Below are 25,984 nucleotides of genomic sequence, written 5' to 3' on the forward strand. Positions count from 1 at the left end.
TCCCGGGGAATCCGGTGAACCCGCCCTCCGCGTGGATCACTTCTTGTTGCGACGCTGGTGACGCGTGCGGCGAAGCAACTTGCGGTGCTTCTTCTTCGCCATGCGCTTGCGACGCTTCTTGATGACAGAGCCCAAGGGGTCCTCGCTCACTTCGATGTCGGCTGGTGCTGATTGTCCCCGGGGCAGGCGCGTGCCGACCCCGACGACGGTCCATCACAAAGCTGTGCCGCTCGCGCAGCAGACCGTCGTCGAGTCTAGCGGTCGAACCGGCCGCGATCGCCCGGCGCGTCACCCCCGACGTCCCCGGGGGTCAGGCGGTGTCGATGTAGGACTGTCGCAGGTACTCGTGGACGGCGGCCTCGGGCACCCGGAAGGAGCGGCCGACCCGCACCGCGGGCAGCTCTCCGTGGTGCACCAACCGGTACACCGTCATCTTCGACACGCGCATCATCGACGCGACCTCGGCGACGGTCAGGAACCGGACCTCGGACAGCGGGCGATCCTCAGGCATCCCCACAGCACCCTTCAGTTCGCGCGCCATCGGCGCGCTGTCCCCCGCGGACGGCCCGGTGGGGGCGCGTTCTGTGACCACTGTAGGGGCAGGTGTGACGTGGGTGGAAGATCTGCGTGCTCAGAGAGTCACTCAGCGTGACCTGAACAGCCCGTGATCAGGCATTACGCTCCGTAAAAATTCTTCGACCTCAGTCGAACTCGGGGTCCAGACCGTGCAACGGGAAGGCCGCACGGCGGGTCGCGAGGATCGCGCGGTCCACCGGGTCGTCCGGGTCGTACCCCGACTCCCACCCCGTGAACGTCCCGGGCTCACCGTCCGTCATCACCGTGGGGGCGTCCCGGCCGAACACCTCGCGCACGTGCGCGAGCCACCCCGCCGGCACCTGCGCCGCCGGGTCCAGCGGCTCCCCGGAGGCCTCCGCCACCAGGTGCGCCCACGTGCGCGGCACGACGTCGACGACCTCGTAGCCGCCCCCGCCCAGGGCCAGCCAGCGACCGCCCGCGGCGTCGTGGGCGAGGCGGTGCATCGACGCGGCGGCGACCCGCTGCGCGTCGAGGGAGACGTCGAGGTGCCCCAGCGGGTCCAGGCTGTGGGTGTCGCAGCCGTGCTGGGTCACCAGCACGTCGGGCGCGAAGGCCGAGACCAGCTGCGGGACCACCGCGTGCACGGCCCGCAACCACCCCGCGTCGGCCGTGCGGGCCGGCAGGGCCAGGTTCACCGCCCCGCCCAGGGCCTGCGGGCCACCGAGCTCGTCGGCGAAGCCCGTCCCCGGGAACAGCGTCGTGCCGGACTCGTGGACGCTGATCGTGAGGACCCGCGGGTCGTCCCAGAACACCTGCTCGGTGCCGTCGCCGTGGTGGCAGTCGAGGTCGACGTAGACCACCCGCTCCGCCCCGTCGCGCAGCATCGCCACGATGGCGGCGGCCGCGTCGTTGTAGACGCAGAACCCGCTGGCGCAGCCCGGTTTCGCGTGGTGCATGCCCCCGCAGAAGTTCACGCCGTGCAGCGTGCGACCGGCGACGAGCGCCCGGCCGAGGTCGACGGACCCCCCGACGATCCGGGCCGCGGCCTCGTGCATGCCGGGGAAGGCCGGGTCGTCCTCGGTGCCGAGCCCGAAGACCTCCTGCGCCTGCCGCGGGTCCGCCGAGGCGGCCTTCACCGCGGCGACGTAGGCCGGGTCGTGGACGCTGGTGAGGAGGTCGTCGTCGGCCGGTTCGGCGGTCACGACCTGCACCCCCGGCCGGTCGAAGAGGCCGAACTCGCGGCACAACCTCGCCGTCAGGTCCAGGCGGACGGGCGCCATCGGGTGCCAGCGGCCGAAGTCGTAGCGGTTGAAGGCCGGGTCCCAGACGACCTGGACCCGCTCGGGCCCCTCGTTCCCCGGGGTCACTGGCCCGACAACTGCCTCGAACGGGCCGCGGCCGCCTCCACGGCCGAGACCAGCGCGGCCCGGACCCCGGAGTCGTCCAGCTGCCGCAGGGCCGCGGCCGTCGTGCCCGCGGGCGAGGTGACCTGCTCGCGCAGGACGGTGGGGTGCTGACCCGTCTCCCGCAGCATCGCGCCCGCACCCACGACCGTCTGCACGACGAGCTCCGTCGCCGTCGCGCGCGGCAGCCCGAGCAGCACCCCGGCCTCGACCATCGCCTCCACGACGTAGAACACGTAGGCGGGGCCCGAACCGCTCAACGCGGTCACGGCGTCGAGGTGCTTCTCGGCCAGCACGACGGTCCGCCCGCAGGAGCGCAGCAGGTCCTCGGCCTCGGCGAGCTGCTCGTCACCGCAGGCGGACCCGCCCGCGATCCCGGCCATCCCCTCGTCCACCAGCGACGGCGTGTTCGGCATGACCCGCACCACCGCCGTGCCCGCCGCCAGCCGCGCCTCGATGGCCGCCGTCGTCACCCCGGCCGCGAGCGAGACGACCAGCGCGTCCGGCGCGAGGTGGTCGGCGATGGAGTCCAGCAGGCTCAGCAGGTCCTGCGGCTTCACCGCGAGCAGGACCGTCGAGGCGCCCGCGACCGCGCTCACGTCGTCCACGACGCGGACCCCGAACCGTTCGTGCAGCTCCTTCGCCCGGCCCGCCCGGCGGTCCACGACCAGGACGCTCCCCGGGTCGCGGCCCGCGCGCAGCAGCCCCCCGAGCAGGGTCTGCCCCATCACCCCGGCCCCGACCAGTGCGAGCGTCACGCCGTCACCTCGGGGGTGCGGGCCAGGTTCGTCCGGGCGAACTCGAGCGTGCGGGCCAGGGCACGTTCGCGCGCGGCCCGTCCCCGCGCCCGGCGGGTGTTCACCTCGGCCACCACCTGTCCCCGGAACCCGGTGCGCGCCAGCTCGGCCAGGGCCGCCGCGACGGGCTGCGTCCCGTCCCCGGGCACCAGGTGCTCGTCCTTGGCCGACCCCGTCCCGTCGCAGAGGTGGACGTGGGCGAGGCGCTCGCCGAAGTCCTTCGTCAGCTCCAGGCAGTCCTGGCCCGACGTCGCCGCGTGGCTGTAGTCGAGGGTGAGGTTGCGGTAACCCATCGCGGTGGGGTCCCAGCTCGGGGCGTAGGCGGTGATCTCCCGTCCCCGGGCCCGCCAGGGGAACATGTTCTCCACGGCGAGGGTGATCCCGGTCCGGTCCTCCAGCGCCTCGATCCCGGCGACGAACCCCGTCGCGTACTCGCGCTGCCAGCGGAACGGCGGGTGCACGACGACGGTGCCGGCCCCCAGCTCGGCCGCCAGTTCGCAGCTCTTCTCGAGCTTGCCCCACGGACCGCCACCACCCCAGATGCCCTGGGTCAGCAGCAGCGTCGGCGCGTGGATCGAGAGCACCGGCACCTCGTAGTGCTCCACGAGGCGGCGCAGCGCGGCCGCGTCCTGGCTGACCGGGTCGGTCCAGACCATCACCTCGACGCCGTCGTAGCCCAGCCGGGAGGCGATCTCGAAGGCCGCCGTCGTGGACTCCGGGTAGGAGCAGGACGTCGACAGGCCGACGGGGACGTGTCCGGGATCGGGATCGCTCACGCGCGCCACGCTAGAACGCCGCCACGGTGGAACGGTCGCCCACCCCGCCGGCGGCCGCGATCGCGTCGAGGCGGCGCAGGATGATCCCCTCGCGCAGCGCCCACGGGCAGACCAGCGCCTGCTCGACCCCGAGCAGCTCGAAGGCCGCCTCGGCGACCAGCGCCCCGGCCAGGACCTGCGGAGCCCGTTCCGCGCTGACGCCGGCCAGCTCGACCCGCTGCTTCACCCGCATCTCCGCCAGCCGCGGGATCCACGGCGACAGGTCGGCCAGGCGCAGCTCCCGGCGCACCACCGGCCCCTCGCCGCTGGGGGCGGCCCCGCACAGCCGGGCCAGGCTGCGGAAGGTCTTGCTCGTCACGACGACGCGGTCGGGGACGCCGGCGCGGGTGACGTCGCGCACGCGGGAGGCGATCTGGCGACGGACGTACCGGCGGGCGTCGCGGACCTCCGACGGGCCCGGCGGGTCACCGGCGAGGAGGTCGCGGGTGAGGCGCCCGGCTCCCAGCGGCAGCGAGAAGGAGACGTCGGGCGCCTCGTCGAGGCCCGCGGCGATCTCCAGGGAGCCGCCGCCGATGTCCAGCACCAGCAGCCGCCCGGCCGACCAGCCGAACCAGCGGCGGACGGCGAGGAAGGTCAGGTCGGCCTCGGCCGTGCCCGGCAGGACCTGCAGCCGGATCCCGGTGACTGCCTCGACGTGGTCCAGGACGGCCTCGCCGTTGACGGCCTCGCGCACCGCGCTCGTCGCGAAGGCCAGGAACTCCTCCACCCCGGCGTCCTCGGCCGCGGCGGAGGCGGCCGCCACGGCGTCGGTGAGCGCGCTGATCCCCGGGTCGTCGATCGCCCCCTCGGGGGTCAGGTGCTCGGCCAGCCGCAGCAGCCGACGCATCGAGTTCGCCGCCAGGGGCTGTGCCCCCGGGTGGGCGTCGACCACGAGGAGGTGGACCGTGTTGGAGCCCACGTCGAGAACGCCCAAACGCATTCCGCGACCCTATGGGACGCCACGCCACCCCCAGAACACGCTTACCCTGCAGCGGTGAGCGAGGAGACACCGCTGGACACCGCCCGCCTGTGGGTGGAGTTCCCCGACCCCGACGACGTCGAGCGCGGTCTCTCCGCCGAGGAGGGCGCCGACACCGTCTACCGGATCGACCTCACCTGGCTGACGAGCGACTACACCTGCATCTTCGGCAACGGCTGTCCCGGGATCTACGCCGACCGCCCCGACGTCGGCTGCTGCGCGCTCGGCGCCCACTTCACCGAGAAGGCCGACGAGAAGCGCGTCGCGAAGGTCGTCAAGAAGCTCACCCCGCAGACCTGGCAGTTCTTCGAGGAGGGCCGCAAGGAGAACGGCGGCTGGACCGAGGTCGAGGACGGCGCCCGCAAGACCCGCGTCCACCAGGGCGGCTGCATCCTCGCCAACCGGCCCGGTTTCGCCGCCGGGGCCGGCTGCGCCCTGCACCAGCAGGCCCTGCGCGACGGCGTCGACCCGCTGGAGTACAAACCCGACGTCTGCTGGCAGCTGCCGCTGAAGCGCTCCTACCGCACGGTCACCCGCGGTGACGGGACCACCTACCTCGAGGTCAGCATCGCCGAGTACGACCGGCGCGGCTGGGGCGAGGGCGGCCACGACCTCGACTGGTACTGCACCGGCAACCCCGCCGCCCACATCGGCACCCGGCCGGTGTTCCGCAGCTGCGAGAACGAACTGCGCGAGATGATCGGCGACCGGCCCTACGAGGAACTCGCGAGGCACTGCGAGGCCCTCGTGTCGCGCTCGCGCGACGGTTCCGCGCACCGGCGCCTGCTCCCCCTCACCGTCCACCCCGCCGACCCGGGCCGCGCCGGCCGGTGAGCGGTTCGGTCATCCCCAGCCCGAACGTCTGGAACTCCCCCGACGTCTACGAGCTGGAGAACCTGGCGTTCGACCGCGGCGGGCTCCTCGAGGCGGCCGTGCGCCGCACGCACGACTGGTCGGGGGCCGACGTCCTCGACGTCGGCTGCGGCACGGGGTTCCACCTCCCGCGGTTCGCGGAGCGGGCCCGCTCGGTCACCGGCGTCGAACCCCACCCCCCGCTGCTGCGCCGTGCGCTGCACCGGGTCCGCGGGATCGACGGGGTCCGCGTCCTGCACGGCGAGGCCGGCGCGCTGCCGCTGCCGGACGCGAGCGTCGACGTCGTGCACGCGCGCTGGGCCTACTTCTTCGGCCCGGGCTGCGAACCCGGCCTCGCCGAGCTCGACCGGGTCGTGCGCCGCGGCGGGACGGCGTTCGTCGTCGACAACGACGCGACCCGCTCCACCTTCGGGCGCTGGTTCCAGCGGTCGCTGCCGCGCTACGACGCCGTCGCGGTGGACCGGTTCTTCGCGCGGCGCGGGTGGTCCGTGCAACGCCTCGACGTCGCCTGGGAGTTCGAGCGCCGCGAGGACCTCGAGGCGGTCGTCGGCATCGAGTTCACCCCGCGCCAGGCGCAGGAGATCCTCGCCGAGCACGCCGGGACCCGCGTGGACTACGCCGTCGTGCTGCGGTCCCGGGAGTTCTGAGCCTCCACCGCGAGGTGCTTCAGCGCGTCCGCGAGCGCCAGCGGCCGGGCGAAGAGGTAGCCCTGTCCCCACGTGCACCCCGCCCCCCGGACGACGGCGTGGGACTGGTCGGTCTCGATCCCCTCGGCCACGGTCACCAGACCCAGCGCCGAGCTCAGCGTGACGATGCCGGAGAGCACCGCGGCCCCGACGGCGTCGGCCGAGTCGCTCACGTCGTCCACGAACGACTTGTCGATCTTGAGGATGTCGACGGGCAGCCGGCGCAGGTAGGACAGCGAGGAGTACCCCGTCCCGAAGTCGTCGAGGGCGATGCGCACGCCGAGGGCCCGCAGCTCCTGCAACGTGTTCCCGGCCGCGGAGAGGTCGGCGACGGCGACGCTCTCGGTGACCTCGAGGCAGAGGCTGGAGGGTTCCACCCCGTGGCGCAGCAACGCCTGCGCGACGTCGTCGACGATCCCCGGCCGGCGCAGCTGGTGCCCGGAGAGGTTGACGCTGATCTCGAGGTCGTCGCGTCCGGAGGAACGCTGCAGCTCCACCGCGGCGGCGAGCGCGGTGTCCAGGACGAACGCCCCGAGCGCGATGATCGTGTCCGACTCCTCGGCGATCGCGACGAACACCGAGGGCGGGACGGACCCGCGGGTGGGGTGGTCCCAGCGCACGAGGGCCTCGAAGCCGACCGTCGCGGACCGCTCGAGGTCGACCAGCGGCTGGTAGAGCACCCGCAGTCCCTCCCCGTCGGCGTCGAGCGCCCGCCGCAGGTCCGCCGCCAGCTCGGCCCGGTCGTGGGCGCTGTCGAGCAGGCTGCGCGAGAACGGGATCCAGCGGTCGCGGCCGCCGGACTTCGCGGCCGTCACCGCGACCCCGGCCTGCTGGAACACCTGCCGCCCGGCCTCGTCCGCGTCGGCGGGCGCGTCGGCCACCGACAGCACGGCCGTCCCGACGCTGGTGGTGATCGCCACCGTCCGGCCGAGGACGGACAGGGGCTCGCGGACCGCCTCGACGGCGCGCTCGGCCAGGACGGGCAGGGCCCGGTGGACCTCGGGTTCGGCCCCGCGCAGCAGCACGGCGAACTCGTCGCCGTCGAGGCGGCAGAGCCGCCCACCCCCGCCGCTCGCGTTCCCGACGACGTCGGTCAGGCGCTCGGCGATCCGGCAGACGACCTCGTCGCCGACGGCGTGGCCGTACCGGTCGTTGACGAGCTTCAGCCCGTCGAGGCTCAGCACCAGCAACGCGGTGTCGTCCCCGGCGTGCAGGGCGGCGCGGAACCCGTCGAAGAGCTCACGCCGGTTGGGCAGTCCGGTCAGCGGGTCGTGGGCGGCGAGGTGGCGCAGCGCCTCGACGTTGCGCTTGTCCTCGGTGATGTCCTGGGCGTTCCAGATGACCCCGCCGACCCCGCGGACGTGGCGGGCGTCGCTGAAGCGGACCCGGCACCAGCGGACCTCGCCCGTGGCGCGCACGACGAAGCGGTGCTCGCTGTCGACGGGCCCGGCCCCCGGGACGCACGCGGCGAGCAGGCGCGCGCGAGCTGCCTCACGGTCCTCCGGCACGACCCAGTCGAAGGCGTCGCTGCCGACCAGCGCCCACCGCTCGAGGTTCCAGCGCCGGCTGAAGGTGGGCGAGGTGAAGGACACCCACCCGGTCGGGTCGGTGACCAGGACCTCGTCGCTGGCCTCCCGGGCGAGCGCCTCGTAGCTGGGTGAGACGGCGGGCAGGCCGAGCGCGCGCAGCGTCTCCCCCAGCCGCAGGAACGGGGCGCGCCTCACCGGGTCGCCGCCAGCACGCGGTCGCGGCCGGCGGACTTCGCCGCGTACACGGCGCCGTCCGCGGCGGCCAGCGCGCTCTCCCAGGTCCCCACGGCCACCCCGACGCTGATGGTCACGACGTCGCCGCCGTCGGGGCGGGAGGGGTGCGGGCGGGCGAGGTCGCGCACGGCGGCGCACAGCCGCTCACCCGCGGCGAGGACGTCCTCACGGTCGGCGCCTTCGAGCAGCACGGCGAACTCCTCCCCACCGAAGCGGGCCACGACGTCACCCGGCCGCGAGTGGGCGGCGAGGGTCTCCGCCACCAGCGTGAGGCACCGGTCGCCCTCGAGGTGTCCGAACGCGTCGTTGTAGGCCTTGAAGTGGTCGACGTCGACCACGAGGACCCCGACGGGGGTGCCCTCGGCGGGCAGCCGCTGCTGCAGCCCGCGCCGGTTCAGCAGGCCCGTCATCTCGTCGCGGTGGGCGGCCTCGTCGAGCGCCGCGATGAGGTCCTCGCGCTCCGCGCCCAGCGCGCGCTCACGACGCTCGGCGAGGAAGCGGGCCCGTTCGCTGCTCTCCACGCTGCCGGCCATCACGAGGCCGAACATCCCGCTGACGGCGACCGCGAGCAGCGCCGCGACCTGGGTCGCCGCGGCGTCGGCCCCGATGAGGGCCTGCCCCCAGGCGACGGCGGCGAGCATGGCGACGAGGGAGGCGGCGGCGCGCCGGACGTCGGAGCGCAGCAACGTCACGAAGAACACGACGACGATGAAGGAGCCCCCGAAGTAGGCGCCCCCCAGGGCCGCCGGGGCGCTGTACTGGATCGCGGCGATCGCGAGCACCACGAGCACGGCGGCCGCGGCGACGAGCGGGCCGTCGATGCCCGAGGCCGGTTTCGCGCGGAGCCGCCGGCGGCGGAGGACCAGACCGCCCAGCACCAGGGGGGTCACGACCCCCAGTCGCAGCAGCAACGAGAAGGCCAGGACCTGCGGGGCGAGGGCGAGGTCGACGAGGACGTAGGCGTCGAACATGAGCAGCCCCAGCAGGGCCGTCGGGACGAAGTACCGCGAGCGGGCCCGGTTGCGGGCACGCTGGAAGTCCCGCTCGAGGTCTCCCTCGAACAGTTGCCACCTCACGACGCGTTCCCCCGGCACCCAGTGGGTGTCGACCGCTGCGGGCGGTGGCAGCAGGGGGTCTCACCCACGCGGCGTAGGAGTCGGTGCAGGAGTCGGTGCAGGAGTCGGCGCAGGAGTCGGCGCAGGAGTCGGGGGGAAGCCGTTGCCGACCTGGGTCGTCACGGAGGGTCCCGACGGTGGATGATGGAGGCATGAGCGCGCACGCCACCCCGCCGGTCCAGCACGAGGAACAGCGGGCGCTGGCCCCCATGAAGTGGACCAGGCCCACGCCCGGGACGGTCCTGGCCCTGGGCATCTGGGTCGTGGGTCTGGTCCTGGCGGGGGTCGTCCCGCTGCTCCTGCTGGGGGCGAACCCCTACGAGGCGGCGCCGGGCGCCCGGATCGTCGTCGGGTTGGCCTTCACCCTCGCCGGTGCGCTCGTCATGGTCTTCTCGGCCTACCTGCTCTACCGCAAGAGCGGCAGCATCGGCGCCGCGATCCTCGCGTTCGTGCCGAGCTTCGTCTTCGCCACGCTGGGCATCCTGATGACCACGATGAAGGTCCTCTACGGGGTCTGACCCGCCACTCCGCTCCGACACGGCCCGCCCTCCCCCCGGGGAGGGCGGGCCGTGTCGTGTCCCCTCTGTCGGAGCCGCCGTCTACGGTTCCTGACGTGCCCGTGAAGACCACCAGCAAGACCGCCCGACCCTCCTACCGCTGCACCGAGTGCGGCTGGAGCACGGCGAAGTGGGTCGGGCGCTGCGGGGAGTGCCAGGCCTGGAGCACCGTCGAGGAGGTCGGGTCGACGCGGGTCGTGGGTCTGCGGGCCTCCGCCACGGGCAGCGCACCGGTCCGGCCCGCGCGGCGCATCTCCGAGATCAGCAGCGCCGAGGTGAAGAACCGGCTCAGCACGGGGCTGACGGAGTTCGACCGGGTCCTCGGGGGCGGGCTCGTCCCGGGGCAGGTGCTGCTGCTCTCGGGTGAGCCGGGGGCCGGCAAGAGCACCCTGCTGCTGACCACGGCGGACAGCGTGGCGAAGTCGACGGGACGTCCCGTCCTCTACGTCTCGGGCGAGGAGTCGGTCGAGCAGATCGCGGTGCGGGCCCGCCGCATCGGCGCGACGTCGGAGCACCTCTACCTGGCCGACACCAACGACCTCGCCGAGGCGATCGGCCACCTCGACGCCCTCGGCCCCGACGTCGCCCTGGTCATCGTGGACTCCGTGCAGACGATGGCCTCGGGTGACGTCGAGGGGCGTGCCGGCGGGGTGACGCAGGTGATGGAGGTCGCGAGCACCCTCACGCGACTCGCCAAGTCCCGCGGCATCGCGCACTGCCTCGTCGGCCAGGTGACCAAGGAGTCCACGGTCGCCGGGCCCCGGGCCCTCGAGCACGTCGTCGACACGACGCTGGCGCTGGAGGGCGACCGCCAGACCACGCTGCGGCTGCTGCGGGCCGTCAAGAACCGCTACGGCGCGGCCGACGAGATCGCCTGCTTCGAGCAGACCGACGCCGGGATGGTCGAGGTGCCCGACCCCAGCGGCCTGTTCCGCGCCTCCCGCGAGCAGCCCGTCCCGGGGACCTGCATCACGGTGACGGTCGAGGGCCGGCGCCCGCTGATCGCCGAGATCCAGGCGCTGGTCTCGCCGACGAACGCCCCCAACCCCCGCCGCGGGGTCAGCGGCCTCGACGTCTCCCGGGTGGGGATGCTCATCGCCGTCACCGACCGGATCGCGAAGGTCCGCCTCTACGACAAGGACGTCTACGCCGCGACCGTCGGCGGGATGCGCTCCAGCGACCCGGGCAGCGACCTGGCGATCTGCCTGGCGATCACCTCCGCGGCCCAGGAGTTCGCGCTGCCGCTGGACGTCGCGGCCATCGGTGAGGTCTCCCTCTCCGGCGACATCCGCCGGGTCACGATGCTCGGGCCGCGCATCGCCGAGGCCGCGCGGCTCGGCCACCGCAGGATCCTCGCGCCGCCGGGGGCCAAGGAGGCCGTCAGCGCGACCAAGGTGAAGGCGGCGATCATCGAGGTCGCGACCATCCGCGAGGCCCTCGAAGCGCTCCGCGCGCTGCGCCCGGAGGACGCCTGAGCCGGTTCGGCGAGGGCGACCCACCCGTCCCACCCGCACCGCGGTTAGACTCCGACCAGGTTCGGATGTGCGCGAGACGATCGTTTTCGGAGGGTGACCCGTGGTCGACCGGACGCCGGACGAGGTCCTGCGGCAGACCCTGGCGATCATCGCGCCCGGGACGGAACTGCGCGACGGTCTCGAGCGCATCCTGCGCGGTCGGACGGGCGCCCTCATCGTGCTCGGTCTGGACCGCGTCGTGGACTCGTTGTGCACCGGGGGTTTCACCCTGGACGTCGAGTTCTCGGCCACCCGGTTGCGGGAACTGGCCAAGATGGACGGTGCGATCGTCCTGGACCGCGACGTGTCCCGGATCGTGCGCGCGGCAGTGCAACTCGTCCCCGACTCCGCGATCGAGACCAGCGAGTCCGGGACTCGGCACCGCACCGCCGAACGCGTCGCGAAGCAGACGGGTTTCCCCGTCATCTCCGTGTCGCAGTCGATGCGGATCGTCGCCGTCTACACCGGGAACCGCCGCTACGTCCTCGAGGGTTCCGACGCGATCCTCGGCCGCGCGAACCAGGCGCTGCAGACCCTCGAGCGCTACCGCGCCCGCCTCGACGAGGTCACGGGCACGCTGTCGGCCCTCGAGATCGAGGACCTCGTGACCGTCCGCGACGTCTGCTCGGTCGTGCAGCGCATCGAGATGGTCTCCCGGATCGCCGACGAGATCTCCGGTTACGTCGTCGAACTCGGGGTCGACGGCCGTCTGCTCTCGCTGCAGCTCGACGAACTCGTCGGCGGGGTCGGTCCCGACCGTGAACTCGTCGTCCGCGACTACCTCGAGGCGAGCCGCTACGAGGGTCCGCTGGAGCAGGTCCTCGAGAACCTCGCCGGGTTGCACCAGTCCGACCTCGTGGACCTCGCGCAGGTCGCGCGCGTCCTCGGGTTCTCCGTCGGCGGCGACTCCCTCGATTCCGCGGTGAGCCCCAAGGGTTTCCGCCTGCTCAACCGGGTCCCGCGGTTGCCCGGCGCCATCGTGGAACGTCTCGTCGACCAGTTCGGCGACCTGCAGAAGCTGCTCGCGGCGAGCATCGACGACCTCATGACCGTCGACGGTGTCGGCGAGCAGCGTGCCCGCGCGGTGCGCGAGGGGCTCTCGCGCCTGGCCGAGAGCTCGATCCTCGAACGCTACGTCTGAGGCCGCGCCCCACGGGGTGGGTCGCGGGGACGGTCAGCTCGTGAGGGCGATCGTCAGGGGTGCGGTGACGATCTGGTCCCACGTCGCCGTCACCGTGTAGTTGCCGTCGGCGACGGCCTGCTGGTCGGGGGGCAGCCGGCGGCGGAGTGCAGCCGCGACCAGACCGTCGTCATCGCGCGGTTCTTGGACGGCTGGATCGTGTAGACCTGCGACGCCGTGGAGGCCTCGCAGTCGGCTGTGGACCACACCTGGGCCCCCGACGCGTCGGTCGCCACGAGGCCCCGCACGCCGCTGCCGATCTCGGCGGTGCAGGCGGTCTGGGAGGTGTTGGTGACGGTGACCACGAACCGCGGGGCCTTGCCGGGGCCGTAGGTGGTGGCGTCGGAGGTGAGGGCGACGGTCAGCGCGGCGGGTTCGCACGGGGCGACCGCCCCGGTGCCGGTCGCCGTCGGCGACCCGGTCGCGCTGCCCGTGGGGCTGTCCGTCGGGCTGTCCGTGGGGCTGTCTGTGGGGGTGGCACCGGGCGAGGTGCTGGGACCGGGGGCGGCGGTGAGGGTGGAGGCGACGTGACTGGGGTCGAGCTTCTGGCCCTGGGCCGCGGCGTCGTCGGTGGCGGTGAGAGCGCGGATCCCGACGACGGCGAGCACGATGACCACGAGCAGTACGACGATGGTCACCAGGCGTCGTCGCCAGTAGATGCCCTTGTCCTCAGGTCCGACGGGGTGCAGGACGCTGCTCACCGGGGAAAGGTAGGTGTCCGGCGTGTCGGGCGCCGGGAGGCGCGCCGTGCGACGATCCCCCGCGATGACTCCCACCACGCCGGACCACGTCCTGGACCTGCACGACACGGTCCTGGGCTGGTACGCCGACCACGCCCGCAACCTGCCGTGGCGCGCGCCCGACCGCTCGCCCTGGGGGGTCCTGGTCAGCGAGGTGATGCTGCAGCAGACCCCCGTCGCCCGGGTGCTGCCGCAGTGGGAGGCGTGGATGCAGCGCTGGCCGACGCCCACCGACCTGGCCGCCGACCCGCCCGGCGAGGCCGTGCGGATGTGGAACCGGCTCGGCTACCCGCGCCGGGCGCTGCGCCTGCACGCGGCGGCCGTCGCGATCCGCGACGAGCACGGTGGTCTCGTCCCCTCCGAGCACGCGCAGCTGCTGTCGCTGCCGGGGATCGGCGCCTACACCGCGGCGGCCGTGGCCTCGTTCGCGTTCGGGCAGCGGCACGCCGTCGTCGACACCAACGTCCGCCGGGTGCACGCCCGCGCGGTGACCGGGACGGCGGAACCGGCCGCCTCGCTCACCGCGGCCGAGAACCGGCTGGCCGTGGACCTGCTGCCCGACGACGCGGCCACCGCCGCCCGCTGGGCCGTCGCCGTCATGGAGCTGGGGGCGCTGGTCTGCACGGCGCGCTCCCCCTCGTGCGGACGGTGCCCGTTGGTGTCGCGGTGCGCGTGGGTGCTGGCGGGTCGCCCCGCCCCCACCGGCCCGCCCCGCCGCGGGCAGGCCTGGGCCGGGACCGACCGCCAGGTGCGCGGGAAGCTGCTCGCGGTCCTCCGCGCGTCCTCGGAGCCGGTCACCGCGGAGGAGCTCGCTGCCTGCTGGTTGGACGCGGCCCAACGCGAGCGCTGTCTCGACGGGCTGGTGTCCGACGGTCTCGTCGAACCCCTCCCCGACGGCCGCTTCACCCTCCCCCGCTCCTGAGCACGGGTCAGTCGTCGGTGGAGCGGCGGAGGCGTTTGGTGTCGCTGCGCTGACGCTTCGTCTCCAGCCGGCGACGCTGCGAACCCCGGGTGGGCTTCGTGGGCCGCCGCTTCGCCGGCTCGGGGGCGAACGCCGCCGCGAGCTGGCTGCGCAGCCGTTCCGCGGCGGCCGCCCGGTTGCGCAGCTGAGCGCGGTGCTCCTGGGCCGCGACGGTGAGGGTGCCGTCGACGAGCCTGCCCTCGAGGCGCCCCAGCGCACGTTCGCGCAGGTCCTCGGGCACCGACGGTGACCGCTCGAGGTCGAAGGTCAGCTCGACGCGGGAATCGGTGGTGTTGACGCCCTGCCCGCCGGGCCCGCTGGAGCGGGAGAACCGTTCGCGGAGTTCCGCCTCCGGGATCGTCACCCGGCGGTTCACCACGAGGTCGCCGTCCACACCCCCACCCTCCCACCTCGCGGAAACAACACTTTCCGCCCTGCCACCCCGCCCCTTCCCGGCGGAAACAACACTTTCCGCCCCGACGGCGCGCTCGTGGGGGCGGAAAGTGTTGTTTCCGCGGGTCAGAAGGCCAGGCTGAGGAGCAGGACACCGCCGAGACCGCACACCGAGATGACGGTCTCCATGACCGACCAGCTCTTCAGCGTCTGCCCCACGGTGAGGCCGAAGTACTGCTTGACCAGCCAGAACCCGACGTCGTTGACGTGGGAGAAGAACAGCGAGCCGGCCCCGACCGAGAGGGCCAGCAGGGCGAGGTGGTTGGCGGAGAGGTCACCCGCCAACGGGGCGACGATGCTCGCCGCGGTGATGGTCGCCACCGTCGCGGACCCCGTCGCGAGCCGGATGAGCACGGCGACGATCCAACCCAGGATCAGCGGCGACAGGCTCAGCACGGACGCCTGCTCCCCCACCAGCTTCCCGACCCCGGCGTCGATGAGGACCTGCTTGAACCCGCCGCCGGCGGCGATGATCAGCAGCGTCGAGGCGATCGGCGGCAGGGACGCGTCGATGGTCGAGCCGATCCTGCGCCGATCCATCCCGACGCTGAGCCCCAGCAGCGGGATCGCGGCGAGGACCCCGATGAGCAGGGCCACCAGCGGGGTGCCGAGAGCCACCAGCAGCGTCCGGGCGCCGTTCTCCTCGGGCAGGGCGATCTCGGCGACGGCGCGGGCGAGCATCAGTGCGACCGGGAGCAGGACGACGGTGAGGATGCCCGGCAGGGAGGGTCGGCGAGCGTCCGGATCAGCACCCCCGAGATCACCGCCCGTCGTGGGCAGGTGCTCGGCGTCCTGGGGGCCGAAGCGCGAGACCAGCGGCGCGAGCAGCGGACCGGCGATCACCACGGTCGGGATCGCGAGAACCAGACCGAAGGCGAGGGTCCGGCCGAGGTCGGCGTGCAGGTTGTCGATCGCGACCAGCGGTCCCGGGTGCGGTGGCACGAACCCGTGCAGCACGGACAACCCGGCCACGGCGGGGATCCCGAGGCTCAGGACCGGACGGCCGGTGCGCTTGGCGACGAGCACGACGATCGGGACGAGCAGCACCAGCCCGATCTCGAAGAACATCGGCAGACCCACGACGACGGCCGCACCGGCCAGGGCCCACGGCAGCGCCTTGCCGTGGACGCGGTCCACCACGCGGTCGACGAGCTCGTTGGCCCCGCCGGAGTCGGCCAGGAAGCGGCCCAGCACCGCCCCCAGCGCGACGAGGATGCCGACGTCGGCGAACGTCTTGCCCGCGCCACCGGCGGCACCGTCCCCGTCGCCGAGCCCGATGGAGAACGAGGCGACGATGTCAGCGACCGGCATCCCCGCGACGAGACCGAGGACGGCCGAACCGAGGATCAACGCGATGAACGCGTTGAGCTTGGCCCACGAGACGACGACGACCACGACGGCGATGCCGAGCAGTGCGGCGACCACCAACCGGGTGTCGGTGCCCGTCCAGGCGGCAGACTGGACAGCGGTGGACAGGGCGGTCGTCATCGACACCTCCGGGGTCAGAGGTGTCGGAGCACCTCGTTCAGCACGTGATCGGGACCACCCTGCACCCGGACCCGGAACCCGCGCTCGTCGGGGTGGAGATCCTCGAGGGTGTCGAGCTGGCTGCGCAGCAACGACGCCGGCATGTAGTGGTTCTTCCGCTCGGCCATCCGCTGCTCCAGGACCTCGGCCGGGACCTGGAGTTCGCAGAAGACGACGGAGGGGTTGTCCTTGGCCAGCAGGTCCCGGTAGACCCGCTTGAGCGCCGAGCAGGTGACGACGACGGACTCCCCCGCGGCCTCGCGTGCGGAGATCCAGTCGGCGATGGACTGCAGCCAGGGCCAGCGGTCCTCGTCGGTGAGGGGGTGCCCGGACGCCATCTTGGCGACGTTGGCCTCGGAGTGGAACTCGTCGCCCTCGGCGTAGGTCCAGCCCTTGGCCGTGGCCAGGTCCTGCGCGAGCGTCGTCTTCCCGCTGCCGGAGACGCCCATGACGATCACCGTCGTGCTGCTCATCGGTTCCCTCCACCCGCCGCGGGGACGACCCGCAGCATCCTGCTGTTGCCCAGCGTGTTCGGTTTGACGCGAGCGAGGTCGAGGAACTCCGCGACCCCCTCGTCGTGGCTGCGGAGCATCTCGGCGTAGACCTCCGGCTCGACCGGGGTCCCCTCGATCTCGACGAAGCCGTGCCGTGCGAAGAACGCGGTCTCGAAGGTGAGGCAGAACAACCGGGTGACCCCGAGGTCGTCCGCGCGCTGCAGCAGCGCCTCGAGGATCTTGCCGCCGGCCCCGGACCCCCGGACGGTCGGGTCGACGGCGAGGGTGCGGACCTCGGCGAGGTCCTCCCACAGCACGTGCATCGCCCCGCACCCCACGACCCGGGCGCCGTTCTCGTCGCGCAGCTCGGCGACGACGAACTCCTGGACGGCCTCGTAGAGGGTGATGAGCTCCTTGCCCAGCAGGATGCGCTGGCGCGCGTAGACCTCGACGAGCCGTCGGACCTCGGGGATGTCTCCCGTCCGGGCGGGACGGACGAGGACGTCGGATCCGGTCGGCACCCCGTGATCCTCCCAGACGCGGCGCGGCGCACGAGCCGGTGGGATCGTTGCCTCCCCGGTCCCACTCGCCGGGAGCGTTGGCCCAACGGTGACGTCGAGTGTCCTCGTGGAGTCAACGATCCCCCTCGGGCACCGTGGACGCAGAACGGCCCGGCACTCCACGAGGGGTGCCGGGCCGTCGTGCTGGTGAGGTCAGTCCTCGATCGTGTCACCGACGGGGACGGTCACGGGCAGGTCTTCCTTCGAAGTGCCCTCGAAGGTGAACTTCTGCTCGGTCCCTTCGCCCTCGGTGTCCACCGAGATGATCTGGCCGGCGCGGAGTTCGCCGAAGAGGATCTTCTCGGACAGGACGTCCTCGATGTCGCGCTGGATCGTGCGGCGCAACGGACGAGCACCCAGGACCGGGTCGTAGCCCTTGGTCGCCAGCAGGACCTTCGCCGACGGCGTGAGCTCGATGCCCATGTCCTTGTCCTTCAACCGGTCGTCCACCCGCTTGATGAACAGGTCGACGATCTGGACGATCTCCTCCTGCGTCAGCTGCGGGAACACGACGATGTCGTCGACGCGGTTGAGGAACTCGGGCCGGAAGTGCTGCTTGAGCTCGTCGTTGACCTTCGACTTCATCCGGTCGTAGTTCGTCTGCGAGGTCTGCGACCCCGCGGCGAACCCGGTGCCGACGCCCTTGGAGATGTCCCGCGTCCCCAGGTTCGTCGTCATGATGATCACGGTGTTCTTGAAGTCGACCATGCGGCCCTGGGAGTCGGTCAGACGACCGTCCTCCAGGATCTGCAGCAGCGAGTTGAAGATGTCCGGGTGCGCCTTCTCGACCTCGTCGAAGAGGACCACCGAGAACGGCTTGCGCCGCACCTTCTCCGTCAGCTGACCGCCTTCTTCGTAGCCGACGTAGCCAGGAGGGGAGCCGAAGAGGCGGGAGACGGTGTGCTTCTCGGAGAACTCCGACATGTCCAGCTGGATGAGGGCGTCCTCCTCACCGAAGAGGAACTCCGCCAACGCCTTCGCCAGCTCCGTCTTCCCGACTCCGGTCGGACCGGCGAAGATGAACGAACCACCGGGACGCTTGGGGTCCTTCAACCCCGCGCGGGTGCGTCGGATCGCCTGGGACAGCGCCCTGATGGCGTCGTTCTGGCCGATGACGCGCTTGTGCAGCTCGTCCTCCATGTGGAGCAGGCGCGTGGACTCCTCCTCGGTCAACCGAACGACCGGGATGCCCGTGGCGGTGGCCAGGACCTCGGCGATCAGTTCCTCGTCGACCTCGGCGATGACGTCCATGTCGCCGGACTTCCACTGCTTCTCGCGCTCGCCCTTCTGCGCCAGCAGCTTCTTCTCGCCGTCGCGCAGGGACGCGGCCTTCTCGAAGTCCTGCGCGTCGATCGCGCTCTCCTTCTCGCGGCGGACGTCGGCGATGCGCTCGTCGAACTCGCGCAGGTCCGGCGGTGCGGTCATGCGGCGGATCCGCAACCGGGCGCCGGCCTCGTCGATCAGGTCGATCGCCTTGTCCGGGAGGTAGCGGTCGTTGACGTAGCGGTCGGCCAGCGTCGCGGCCGCGACCAGCGCAGCGTCCGTGATCGAGACGCGGTGGTGCGCCTCGTAGCGGTCGCGCAGACCCTTGAGGATCTCGATGGCGTGGGCCAGCGTCGGCTCCGGGACCTGGATCGGCTGGAAGCGACGCTCCAGCGCGGGGTCCTTCTCGATGTGCTTGCGGAACTCGTCGAGGGTCGTCGCCCCGATGGTCTGCAGCTCACCGCGGGCGAGCATGGGCTTGAGGATGCTGGCGGCGTCGATCGCGCCCTCGGCGGCACCGGCTCCGACGAGGGTGTGGATCTCGTCGATGAACAGGATGATGTCGCCGCGGGTGCGGATCTCCTTGAGGACCTTGCGCAGGCGCTCCTCGAAGTCACCGCGGTAGCGCGACCCGGCGACGAGCGCGCCGAGGTCGAGGGTGTAGATCTGCTTGTCCTTCAGCGTCTCCGGCACCTCGCCGCGCACGACGGACTGCGCGAGCCCCTCGACGACGGCGGTCTTGCCGACCCCCGGTTCACCGATGAGGATCGGGTTGTTCTTGGTGCGGCGCGACAGGACCTGCATGACGCGCTCGATCTGCGGGTCACGACCGATGACCGGGTCGAGCTTGCCCTCACGGGCGGCCTGGGTCAGGTTGCGGCCGAACTGGTCGAGGACGAGCGACCCGGACGGGGTGCCCTCCTGCGGACCGCCGGCGGTCGCGGGCTCCTTGCCCTGGTAGCCCGACAGCAGCTGGATGACCTGCTGCCGCACGCGGTTCAGGTCGGCACCGAGCTTGACGAGCACCTGGGCGGCGACGCCCTCACCCTCGCGGATGAGGCCGAGCAGGATGTGCTCGGTCCCGATGTAGTTGTGGCCCAGCTGCAGCGCTTCGCGCAGCGACAGCTCGAGGACCTTCTTGGCGCGGGGGGTGAAGGGGATGTGACCGGACGGGGCCTGCTGGCCCTGACCGATGATCTCCTGGACCTGCTCGCGGACCGCGTCCAGGGAGATGCCCAGCGACTCGAGGGCCTTGGCGGCGACGCCTTCGCCCTCGTGGATCAGGCCGAGCAGGATGTGCTCGGTCCCGATGTAGTTGTGGTTGAGCATCCGGGCCTCTTCTTGGGCCAGGACGACGACCCGTCGGGCGCGGTCGGTGAACCTCTCGAACATGCGGCGCTCCTCGCGGGTGGTCGAGTCCGTGGGAGCAAGTCCCCCACGAACCATTCCGATGCTAGACCCGAGCTCCGACACGTTCACTCCCGTCCGCGTCCTGCGGAGGTTCGTGAGGCGTTCGTGACCCGGTTGTCCTGTCCAACTTGCGCCCCGCACAGGGTGTTCCGCCACCTCGTTCGCCGTTGGCGCAATGCCCTCGAACCCCTCAGGAACGCCGTCGAGCGGCCGGGAGGCACTGCCCGGGGTGGCCCTCGTGGACCCCGCCCCCGCGGCCGGCGGGTGGAGCCGACCTCCCCGTCAGGGCAGGGGTGAGGGCGCCGGCGGCCCGTCGTAGCGCGCGGCGGGCCGGATGATGCGGGGGTCCTGCGCCTGCTCGAGGACGTTGGCGCACCAGCCGATCACCCGGCTGGTCGCGAAGGTCGGGGTGAAGAGCGAGGGGTCGAGCCCGGCCTGGGCCATCACGACCCCGGCGTAGTACTCGACGTTGGCGTGCAGCGACCGGCCGGGCTTGAGCTCGGCGAGCACCGCCACGACCCGGTCCTCCACCGCCGCGGCGAGCTCGGCGAGGTCCCCGCCGAGCTCGAGGGCGGTCTCGCGGAGCAGGACGGCACGGGGGTCGCGGGTCCGGTAGACGGCGTGGCCGAACCCCATGACCCGGCCCCCGGCGGCGAGCTGGTCGCGCACCCACTGCTCGGCGCGCCCCGGCGTGCCGATCTCCTCCAGCGCCGCGAGGGCCCGGTCCGGGGCACCCCCGTGCAGCGGCCCGGAGAACGCTCCGAGCGCGGCCACGACGGCGGCGGCGACGTCCGCCCCGGTGGAGGCGACGACGCGGGCGGTGAAGGTCGAGGCGTTGAAGCCGTGGTCGACGGTGCTCACCAGGTAGCGACGGATCGCCCGGACGTGCTCGGGTGCGGGCTCACGACCGGTCAGCATCCACAGCCAGTTCGCTGCCGCGTCGAGGTCCTCGCGGGGTGCCACGGGCTCCACCCCGGAGCGGAGGCGGTGCAGGGCGGCCAGGACCGTCGGGGTCAGCGCGCAGACCCGCAGCGCGTCGGCGGCCCGGGCGGCGGGGTCCAGGTCGTAGACGGGCCGGAACCCCTCGGCGGCGCCGAGCAGGGACAGCGCCGTGCGCAGCCCGCTCAGCAGCGGGCCCCCGGCGGACGCGACGACCGGTAGCGCGTCCGCCAGCACCGCGGGCAGGTGCCGCTGGGCGGCGACCTCGGCCAGGAAGCCCTGCGCCTCCACCGGCGTGGGCAGCGCGCCGCGGTGCAGCAGGAACCACACGTCCTCGACGCTGCGGTGGCGGGCCAGGTCGATGGCCGAGTACTGCCGGTAGTGGAAGAACCCCTCGTCACCGCGCACGTCACCGAGCCCGGTCGTCGTGACCACCACACCGCGCAACCCTGCGGGGACCTCGCTCGTCAACGTCATGCCCGTCACCGTCCGCGCCTTGACGTGGCGGCGTCAACGTTGATCCGATCAACCGTGGGTGAACTGCTGACGACCGCCGAGGCGGCGCACCGCCTCGGGGTGAAGGTCGCCACGCTCTACGCCTACGTGAGCCGCGGGCAGCTGCTCTCCCACGCCGCCACCGACGGCCGGGGCAGCCGGTTCGACGCGGCCGAGGTCGACGCGCTGGCCGGGCGCGGGCGCAGCGGCCGCCGCCCGGTGGGGGCCGTGGAGACGGTCCGCAGCGCGCTGACCTCGATCGACGGCGACCGGTTGCGCTACCGCGGCCACGACGCGGTCGAGCTCTCCCGCGGGCACTCCTTCGAGGCCGTCGCGCGGCTGCTGTGGTCCGGCACCGCGACGCCGGGTCCCTTCGCGGCGGACGCGGAGCTCAGCCGGCAGGCGCGTGTGGTGCTCGACGCCCTGCCGGCGGGGTGCCGGCTGCCGGACCGGCTCCGCGTCGCGGTGAGCGTCGTGGGCGCGCTCGGTGGCGCCCTCGGCGGTGCACTGAGCTCCCCGGAGGTCGTCCTCGGCTCGGTCCTGGGGGCCCTGGCCCCGGGGCCGTCCGTGGGCGAGGGGCTCGCGGCGGCGGCGGGCGCCCCCGGGGTGCGCCTGGACGCGCCGCTGGTCCTGCTGGCCGACCACGGCCTCGCGGTCTCGACGGTCGCGGCCCGGGTGGCGGCGAGCGCCCGGGCACCGCTGACATCGGTGCTGTCGGCGGCGCTCGGTGCGGCGGACGGGTCGCTGCACGCGGGGGCCGTCTCGGGGGCCCACCGCTTCCTCGCCGACGCCCTGGGCGGGTCCCTCGTCGTGGAGCCCGGGGTGCGCCCTCCCGGGTTCGGGCACGTGGTGCACGCGACGTCGGACCCGAGGGCCGAGGAGTTGCTGGCGACGGTGCTGACGACGCCGCCGGCCTCGCCGGTCGCGGAGGTCCTGCCCCCGGTGCTGGAGCGCGTGGTCCGCGTCCACGGTGCGGGCGCCTTCCCCAACGTGGACCTGGGTCTCGCGGCCTTCACCCACGCCCACGGGTTGCCGGGCGAGGTGGGCGAGCTCCTCTTCGAGGTGGCGCGCTGCGCGGGGTGGATGGCGCACGCCCTCGAGGAGTACGCCGCCCCGGCTCTCCGTTTCCGTGTACGAGGCTTACACGGAGAGTGATCTTTCTAGAAGCTTTGAGTTAGGGTTCGTGCCATGTCGGGCGTGAGCATCAAGGACGTCGCCGCCCGGGCCGGGGTGTCCATCGGCACCGTCAGCAACGTGCTCAACCGGCCCTCGTCCGTGTCGGAGCCGAACCGGGTCAAGGTCCTCGAGGCGATCCACACCCTCGGCTACGTCCGCAACGAGTCCGCCCGCCAGCTCCGCGTCGGCCGCAGCCGGTTCATCGCGCTGGTCGTCCTCGACCTCGCCAACCCCTTCTTCTCCGAGCTCGCCCGCGGAGCCGAGGAGACGGCCGAGGCGGGCGGGCACACCCTGCTGCTCTGCAGCAGCGCCCAGGACGTCGAGCGCGAACGCCGCCACCTCGAGATGCTCCGCCAGCAGCGGGTGGCCGGTATCGCGCTCTCCCCCGTCGACACCTCCGAGCAGCGCCTCGCCGAACTCCGCACGCTCGACGTCCCCCTCGTCCTCGTCGACCGCGACGATCCCGACGGGACGACCCGCTCGGTGTCGGTCGACGACGTCGAGGGCGGCCGGCTCGCGACCGCGCACCTGCTCGAGTCCGGTCACCGCCGGATCGCGGTCGTCGGCGGACCGCGCGGTTTCACCCAGGTCGACCAGCGCTTCGAGGGCGCCCGACGGGCGGTGGCCGCGGCCGGCCTGCCCCCGGAGACCCTCGTCGAGATCGTCGTGGACCGCCTGGACATCGACAACGGTCGACGGCAGGGGGTCCGGCTGGCTGGCTGGTCACCCCCGGACCGCCCCACCGCGGTGTTCTGCCTCAACGACCTCGTCGCCATCGGCGTCCTGCAGGAGGTCGTGCAGCGGGGCCTCAAGGTGCCCGACGACCTCGCGATCGTGGGCTACGACGACATCGACTTCGCCGCCGCGGCAACGGTTCCCCTGAGCTCCGTCCGCAAACCCAAGGACGTCCTGGGCCGCTCGGCGATCCGGATGCTGTTGGACGGGACCCCGGACGCGGAGAACCACGGGGACCTGCCGGTCGTGCACCACGACCGGCAGGTCGTCTACCTGCCCGAACTCGTCGTCCGGGCCTCCTCCGGGAACTGATCAGACGTCGCGGGTCTTCACCGAGAGCGCGCCGACCCCGAGCAGGACGGCGACCCAGAGGGCGAACACCGCGAGACCGGCGCCGGGCGGGAGGAAACCCGGGGCGTCGGAGACGGAGACGAGGTTGTTCGTCGTGTTGGTGAAGAAGTACTCGTTGATGGTGTCGCCACCCCAGCTGTCCGGGACGAGCTGGAGCAGCGGCGGGACGACGAAGATCGCAGCCACCACCGTGCAGATCGCGCCGGCGGAGTTCCGCATCAGCGCGCCCAGCCCGAGGCCGGCCAGGGCGACACCGACCAGGAGGGCGACGGTTCCGAGCAGCGCCCGAAGCACTCCCGCGTCGCCGATGGAGATCCCGAAGTCCCGGGTGTTCAGGATCGCCTGACCGAGGAAGAACGCCACGAACACCGCGACGCCCAGGACCACCGCGACGGTGACCGCGAGCACCAGGGCCTTGGCGAAGAAGACCCCGAGCCGGCCGGGAGCCGTGACGAAGGACGTGCGGATCATCCCGGTCGAGAACTCCCCCGCGATCACGATGACCCCGACCGACGCGACGACGAGGGTGGCGATCTGCGCACCCGTCGTGCTGGCGGCCAGGGCGTCGAGGCCCGGAGGGCCCTGCGTCGGGTCGGCCGAGCTCATGATCGAGCGGGCCGCGAACGAGAACGCGACGCCGATGCCGATCGTGGCGAGGAACGACGCCGCCATCGTCATGACGACGGAACGGACGCTCCAGAACTTGATCCACTCCGAACGGACCAGCCCGGGGAAGGTCACCCGGTGCTCGACGGGGCGGAACTGCTGGACCTCGACGGTCGCGCTCACCGCGACACCTCCTGTCGGCTCTGGGCGGGTTCGGGAACGGGGGTGGTGTCCCCGGGACCGGCGGGTCCGTGCGCCTGGTACTCGAGAGCGCCCGCGGTGAGTTCCATGAACGCCTCCTCGAGGGAGGCCTTGACGGTGGTGAGTTCGTGCAGGGCGACCCCGCGGGCGACCGCGGCGTCGCCGACGGCCTGCGCGGACATCCCCCGCACGTCCCAGCTGCCGTCCTCCAGGGCCGTGAGCGTCCCGCCGCCGGAGGTGACGAGGTCGCGCAGCTGCTCGGCCTGCGGGGACCGGACGGTCACACCGCGCGGCTGGACCCGGGCGATGAAGTCGCGCACCGTCTCGTTGGCGATGAGCCGGCCCTTGCCGATGACGACGAGGTGCTCGGCGGTCAACGCCATCTCGCTCATGAGGTGCGAGGACACGAAGACGGCCCGGCCCTGACGGGCGAGCTCCTTCATGAGGTTGCGGATCCAGAGGATGCCGTCGGGGTCGAGGCCGTTGACCGGCTCGTCGAACATGACGGTGCTCGGGTCACCCAGCAGCGCGGAGGCGATCCCGAGGCGCTGCCCCATCCCGAGGGAGAACCCACCGGCGCGCTTGCGGGCGACCTCGCGCAGGCCGACGAGGTCGATGACCTCGTCGACGCGGGAGGCACCGATGCCCGCGGTCGCGGCCATGGCCTGCAGGTGCCGGTACGCGGAGCGGCCGGTGTGCACGGCCTTGGCGTCCAGCAGGGCCCCGACCGAGGACAGCGGCGCGCTGTGCGCGCTGAAGGGCTTGCCGTCGACGAGCACCTGACCGGCGGTCGGGCGGTCCAGGCCGACGATCATGCGCATCGTCGTGGACTTGCCGGAGCCGTTCGGCCCGAGGAACCCGGTGACGATGCCTGGGCGCACGGTGAAGCTGAGGTCGTGCACCGCGACCTTCTTGCCGTAGACCTTGCGCAGGCCGACCGCCTCGATCATGGGATGACCCTTCTGGGGGTGGACGTGCTGACGTCCCTCATCCTCACGGGCCGTGACCGGCCCCGGCATCCACCGATGGGTGCGGGACCCGTCCTGCCGAAGGTGCGGGCGCGGACCCCGGCCCCGACCGCAGGGTGGCCCGGCGGTGCGCCGGACGACGAAGGCCCCCGATCCCGTGCGCGGCACGAGGGCGGGGGCCTTCTGTTCGAACGGGTGGGGCGTCGCGCGTCAGCGGCGCTCCCTCCTAGTGGGCGTCGTCGTAGGCCTGGAGGATCTCGGCGGAGATGCGGCCGCGGTCGGAGACCGTGTAGCCGTTCTCGCGGGCCCAGGTGCGGACCTCGCCGGTGTCGCGGTCGGGACCGCTGCCGGCGGGCTTCGCGGCGGCGGGACGCGGCGTGCTCGAACGGCGACCGCCGGCGGCGCGGCCGCTGACGCGGCGGGCGTGCCCGACCCAGGGGGCGAAGGCCTCGCGCAGTGCGGAGGCGTGCTCGTCGGAGAGGTCGATCTCGTAGTTGACCCCGTCGAGGGAGAAGGTCAACGTCTCCGAGGCGTCACCGTCGTCGATGTCGTCGACGAGGAGGACCTGCACCTTCTGCGCCATGAGTGGGCAACCTTTCACGAAGAATCAGTGCCCGAACGCGAAAGTGCGCCGGACCTGCGTCACTCTGACGCATTCCGACGCACCGGGTCAAATCAACTCGCGAGAAAGGGAAAAGACGTTCAGGAAGGCCGGTCGGTGCCGTTCGCGCTTTCCGCCTTCGCGCGGCCCTGCGCCCGGACCTTCGCCTCGGCCGCCCGTTCACGCCGGTCGGCGTGCAGGATCGACCGCATCAGCAGCGCGAACAGGGCGCAGAGCCCGACGGACGGCAGCAGGGCGGCGAGGTAGTCCACGACCGCAAGCTTA

The 25,984-nt window shown here is 72.8% G+C and carries 27 protein-coding genes; 8 read left to right on the top strand and 19 right to left on the bottom strand.

Annotated features, from left to right (window positions below; translation table 11 throughout):
* Positions 1-36: 36 nt before the first annotated feature.
* From SJY07_RS09280 to SJY07_RS09305, 6 genes are all read right to left on the bottom strand, one after another.
* Positions 37-135: a 30S ribosomal protein bS22 gene (locus SJY07_RS09280; RefSeq protein WP_012085056.1), complete on the bottom strand. Its 99-nt coding sequence runs from the start codon at positions 133-135 to the stop codon at positions 37-39.
* Positions 136-310: 175 nt separating this feature from the next.
* Positions 311-511: a helix-turn-helix domain-containing protein gene (locus SJY07_RS09285; protein WP_380158587.1), complete on the bottom strand. Its 201-nt coding sequence runs from the start codon at positions 509-511 to the stop codon at positions 311-313.
* Between the two features lie 190 nt (positions 512-701).
* Complete coding sequence (locus tag SJY07_RS09290; RefSeq protein WP_380158589.1) at positions 702-1,904, bottom strand: acetoin utilization protein AcuC; 1,203 nt, start codon at positions 1,902-1,904, stop codon at positions 702-704.
* Positions 1,901-2,668, bottom strand: a complete 768-nt coding sequence (proC, locus tag SJY07_RS09295) for a pyrroline-5-carboxylate reductase (protein ID WP_380162249.1) — start codon at positions 2,666-2,668, stop codon at positions 1,901-1,903. Before proC ends, SJY07_RS09290 begins: the two co-directional genes overlap by 4 nt.
* A gap of 26 nt (positions 2,669-2,694) precedes the next feature.
* Entirely contained in the window at positions 2,695-3,522 is an 828-nt protein-coding gene (locus tag SJY07_RS09300) for a sugar phosphate isomerase/epimerase family protein (RefSeq protein WP_380158591.1), read from the bottom strand.
* Position 3,523: 1 nt separating this feature from the next.
* Entirely contained in the window at positions 3,524-4,492 is a 969-nt protein-coding gene (locus SJY07_RS09305; protein WP_328294538.1) for a Ppx/GppA phosphatase family protein, read from the bottom strand.
* Between the two features lie 54 nt (positions 4,493-4,546).
* On the opposite strand from SJY07_RS09305, the gene SJY07_RS09310 reads away from it, so the two are divergent.
* Both SJY07_RS09310 and SJY07_RS09315 read left to right on the top strand, forming a co-directional pair.
* Positions 4,547-5,365, top strand: a complete 819-nt coding sequence (locus tag SJY07_RS09310) for a hypothetical protein (RefSeq protein ID WP_328294537.1) — start codon at positions 4,547-4,549, stop codon at positions 5,363-5,365.
* A complete protein-coding gene (locus SJY07_RS09315; RefSeq protein ID WP_328294536.1) occupies positions 5,362-6,051 on the top strand; it encodes a class I SAM-dependent methyltransferase in 690 nt (229 codons plus the stop codon). Before SJY07_RS09310 ends, SJY07_RS09315 begins: the two co-directional genes overlap by 4 nt.
* On the opposite strand, the gene SJY07_RS09320 is transcribed toward SJY07_RS09315, so the two are convergent.
* Together SJY07_RS09320 and SJY07_RS09325 are read right to left on the bottom strand one after the other, a co-directional pair.
* Entirely contained in the window at positions 6,018-7,814 is a 1,797-nt protein-coding gene (locus SJY07_RS09320) for an EAL domain-containing protein (protein WP_328294535.1), read from the bottom strand. The genes SJY07_RS09315 and SJY07_RS09320 overlap by 34 nt on opposite strands.
* Complete coding sequence (locus tag SJY07_RS09325; protein ID WP_380158595.1) at positions 7,811-8,929, bottom strand: diguanylate cyclase domain-containing protein; 1,119 nt, start codon at positions 8,927-8,929, stop codon at positions 7,811-7,813. Before SJY07_RS09325 ends, SJY07_RS09320 begins: the two co-directional genes overlap by 4 nt.
* 191 nt (positions 8,930-9,120) lie before the next feature.
* On the opposite strand from SJY07_RS09325, the gene SJY07_RS09330 reads away from it, so the two are divergent.
* From SJY07_RS09330 to disA, 3 genes are all read left to right on the top strand, one after another.
* Positions 9,121-9,486 carry a hypothetical protein gene (locus SJY07_RS09330; protein ID WP_328294533.1) on the top strand — a complete coding sequence of 122 codons (366 nt, stop codon included), beginning with the start codon at positions 9,121-9,123 and terminating at the stop codon, positions 9,484-9,486.
* Positions 9,487-9,581: 95 nt separating this feature from the next.
* Entirely contained in the window at positions 9,582-11,000 is a 1,419-nt protein-coding gene (gene radA / locus SJY07_RS09335; protein WP_328294532.1) for a DNA repair protein RadA, read from the top strand.
* 100 nt (positions 11,001-11,100) lie between these two features.
* Complete coding sequence (gene disA, locus SJY07_RS09340; RefSeq protein WP_328294531.1) at positions 11,101-12,180, top strand: DNA integrity scanning diadenylate cyclase DisA; 1,080 nt, start codon at positions 11,101-11,103, stop codon at positions 12,178-12,180.
* Positions 12,181-12,269: 89 nt separating this feature from the next.
* Here disA and SJY07_RS09345 read toward each other — a convergent pair whose 3' ends face one another.
* A complete protein-coding gene (locus SJY07_RS09345) occupies positions 12,270-12,920 on the bottom strand; it encodes a hypothetical protein (protein ID WP_380158598.1) in 651 nt (216 codons plus the stop codon).
* A gap of 64 nt (positions 12,921-12,984) precedes the next feature.
* Here SJY07_RS09345 and SJY07_RS09350 point away from each other — a divergent pair, with 64 nt between their 5' ends.
* Complete coding sequence (locus tag SJY07_RS09350; RefSeq protein ID WP_380158600.1) at positions 12,985-13,881, top strand: A/G-specific adenine glycosylase; 897 nt, start codon at positions 12,985-12,987, stop codon at positions 13,879-13,881.
* A gap of 7 nt (positions 13,882-13,888) precedes the next feature.
* Here the strand turns inward: SJY07_RS09350 and arfB are convergent, their stop codons facing one another.
* From arfB to SJY07_RS09380, 6 genes are all read right to left on the bottom strand, one after another.
* On the bottom strand, positions 13,889-14,314 hold the full coding sequence (gene arfB, locus SJY07_RS09355) for an alternative ribosome rescue aminoacyl-tRNA hydrolase ArfB (protein ID WP_328294528.1): 426 nt from the start codon (positions 14,312-14,314) through the stop codon (positions 13,889-13,891).
* 125 nt (positions 14,315-14,439) lie between these two features.
* The gene (locus tag SJY07_RS09360) at positions 14,440-15,861 is read right to left on the bottom strand and encodes a gluconate:H+ symporter (protein ID WP_328294527.1); all 1,422 of its coding nucleotides are present in this window, start codon (positions 15,859-15,861) and stop codon (positions 14,440-14,442) included.
* A gap of 14 nt (positions 15,862-15,875) precedes the next feature.
* Positions 15,876-16,373, bottom strand: coding sequence for a gluconokinase (locus tag SJY07_RS09365; RefSeq protein WP_328294526.1), 498 nt, complete (start codon positions 16,371-16,373; stop codon positions 15,876-15,878).
* Entirely contained in the window at positions 16,370-16,915 is a 546-nt protein-coding gene (locus SJY07_RS09370; protein ID WP_380158603.1) for an amino-acid N-acetyltransferase, read from the bottom strand. The genes SJY07_RS09365 and SJY07_RS09370 overlap by 4 nt, the downstream gene beginning before the upstream one ends.
* Positions 16,916-17,107: 192 nt before the next feature.
* Positions 17,108-19,609: an ATP-dependent Clp protease ATP-binding subunit gene (locus tag SJY07_RS09375; RefSeq protein WP_328294524.1), complete on the bottom strand. Its 2,502-nt coding sequence runs from the start codon at positions 19,607-19,609 to the stop codon at positions 17,108-17,110.
* 300 nt (positions 19,610-19,909) lie between these two features.
* Positions 19,910-21,043, bottom strand: coding sequence for a citrate/2-methylcitrate synthase (locus SJY07_RS09380; RefSeq protein WP_380158605.1), 1,134 nt, complete (start codon positions 21,041-21,043; stop codon positions 19,910-19,912).
* A gap of 54 nt (positions 21,044-21,097) precedes the next feature.
* On the opposite strand from SJY07_RS09380, the gene SJY07_RS09385 reads away from it, so the two are divergent.
* Both SJY07_RS09385 and SJY07_RS09390 read left to right on the top strand, forming a co-directional pair.
* The gene (locus tag SJY07_RS09385) at positions 21,098-22,216 is read left to right on the top strand and encodes a citrate synthase (protein WP_380158607.1); all 1,119 of its coding nucleotides are present in this window, start codon (positions 21,098-21,100) and stop codon (positions 22,214-22,216) included.
* Positions 22,217-22,249: 33 nt separating this feature from the next.
* Entirely contained in the window at positions 22,250-23,284 is a 1,035-nt protein-coding gene (locus SJY07_RS09390) for a LacI family DNA-binding transcriptional regulator (protein WP_380158609.1), read from the top strand.
* On the opposite strand, the gene SJY07_RS09395 is transcribed toward SJY07_RS09390, so the two are convergent.
* The 4 genes from SJY07_RS09395 to SJY07_RS09410 form a co-directional block, all read right to left on the bottom strand.
* Positions 23,285-24,112 carry a hypothetical protein gene (locus tag SJY07_RS09395; protein WP_328294520.1) on the bottom strand — a complete coding sequence of 276 codons (828 nt, stop codon included), beginning with the start codon at positions 24,110-24,112 and terminating at the stop codon, positions 23,285-23,287. It abuts the gene before it with no gap.
* Positions 24,109-25,080, bottom strand: a complete 972-nt coding sequence (locus tag SJY07_RS09400) for an ABC transporter ATP-binding protein (protein ID WP_380158611.1) — start codon at positions 25,078-25,080, stop codon at positions 24,109-24,111. Before SJY07_RS09400 ends, SJY07_RS09395 begins: the two co-directional genes overlap by 4 nt.
* Before the next feature lie 244 nt (positions 25,081-25,324).
* Positions 25,325-25,681 (bottom strand): Lsr2 family protein, encoded by a 357-nt coding sequence (locus SJY07_RS09405; RefSeq protein WP_328294518.1) that lies wholly within the window; start codon positions 25,679-25,681, stop codon positions 25,325-25,327.
* Positions 25,682-25,800: 119 nt separating this feature from the next.
* A complete protein-coding gene (locus SJY07_RS09410) occupies positions 25,801-25,971 on the bottom strand; it encodes a hypothetical protein (protein ID WP_380158613.1) in 171 nt (56 codons plus the stop codon).
* Positions 25,972-25,984: the final 13 nt, after the last annotated feature.

The sequence above is a fragment of the Kineococcus sp. R86509 genome (assembly GCF_042466365.1).
In the GTDB taxonomy this organism is placed as follows: domain Bacteria; phylum Actinomycetota; class Actinomycetes; order Actinomycetales; family Kineococcaceae; genus Kineococcus.

Bases quoted from the DNA above. Each gene is read 5' to 3' on its own strand.
- SJY07_RS09305 (WP_328294538.1), bottom strand. From the start codon at position 4,492: ATGCGTTTGGGCGTTCTCGACGTGGGCTCCAACACGGTCCACCTCCTC.
- proC (WP_380162249.1), bottom strand. From the start codon at position 2,668: ATGGGGCAGACCCTGCTCGGGGGGCTGCTGCGCGCGGGCCGCGACCCG.
- SJY07_RS09285 (WP_380158587.1), bottom strand. From the start codon at position 511: ATGCCTGAGGATCGCCCGCTGTCCGAGGTCCGGTTCCTGACCGTCGCC.
- SJY07_RS09330 (WP_328294533.1), top strand. From the start codon at position 9,121: ATGAGCGCGCACGCCACCCCGCCGGTCCAGCACGAGGAACAGCGGGCG.
- SJY07_RS09390 (WP_380158609.1), top strand. From the start codon at position 22,250: ATGTCGGGCGTGAGCATCAAGGACGTCGCCGCCCGGGCCGGGGTGTCC.
- SJY07_RS09375 (WP_328294524.1), bottom strand. From the start codon at position 19,609: ATGTTCGAGAGGTTCACCGACCGCGCCCGACGGGTCGTCGTCCTGGCC.
- SJY07_RS09350 (WP_380158600.1), top strand. From the start codon at position 12,985: ATGACTCCCACCACGCCGGACCACGTCCTGGACCTGCACGACACGGTC.
- SJY07_RS09360 (WP_328294527.1), bottom strand. From the start codon at position 15,861: ATGACGACCGCCCTGTCCACCGCTGTCCAGTCTGCCGCCTGGACGGGC.
- SJY07_RS09400 (WP_380158611.1), bottom strand. From the start codon at position 25,080: ATGATCGAGGCGGTCGGCCTGCGCAAGGTCTACGGCAAGAAGGTCGCG.
- SJY07_RS09380 (WP_380158605.1), bottom strand. From the start codon at position 21,043: ATGACGTTGACGAGCGAGGTCCCCGCAGGGTTGCGCGGTGTGGTGGTC.
- SJY07_RS09365 (WP_328294526.1), bottom strand. From the start codon at position 16,373: ATGAGCAGCACGACGGTGATCGTCATGGGCGTCTCCGGCAGCGGGAAG.
- SJY07_RS09405 (WP_328294518.1), bottom strand. From the start codon at position 25,681: ATGGCGCAGAAGGTGCAGGTCCTCCTCGTCGACGACATCGACGACGGT.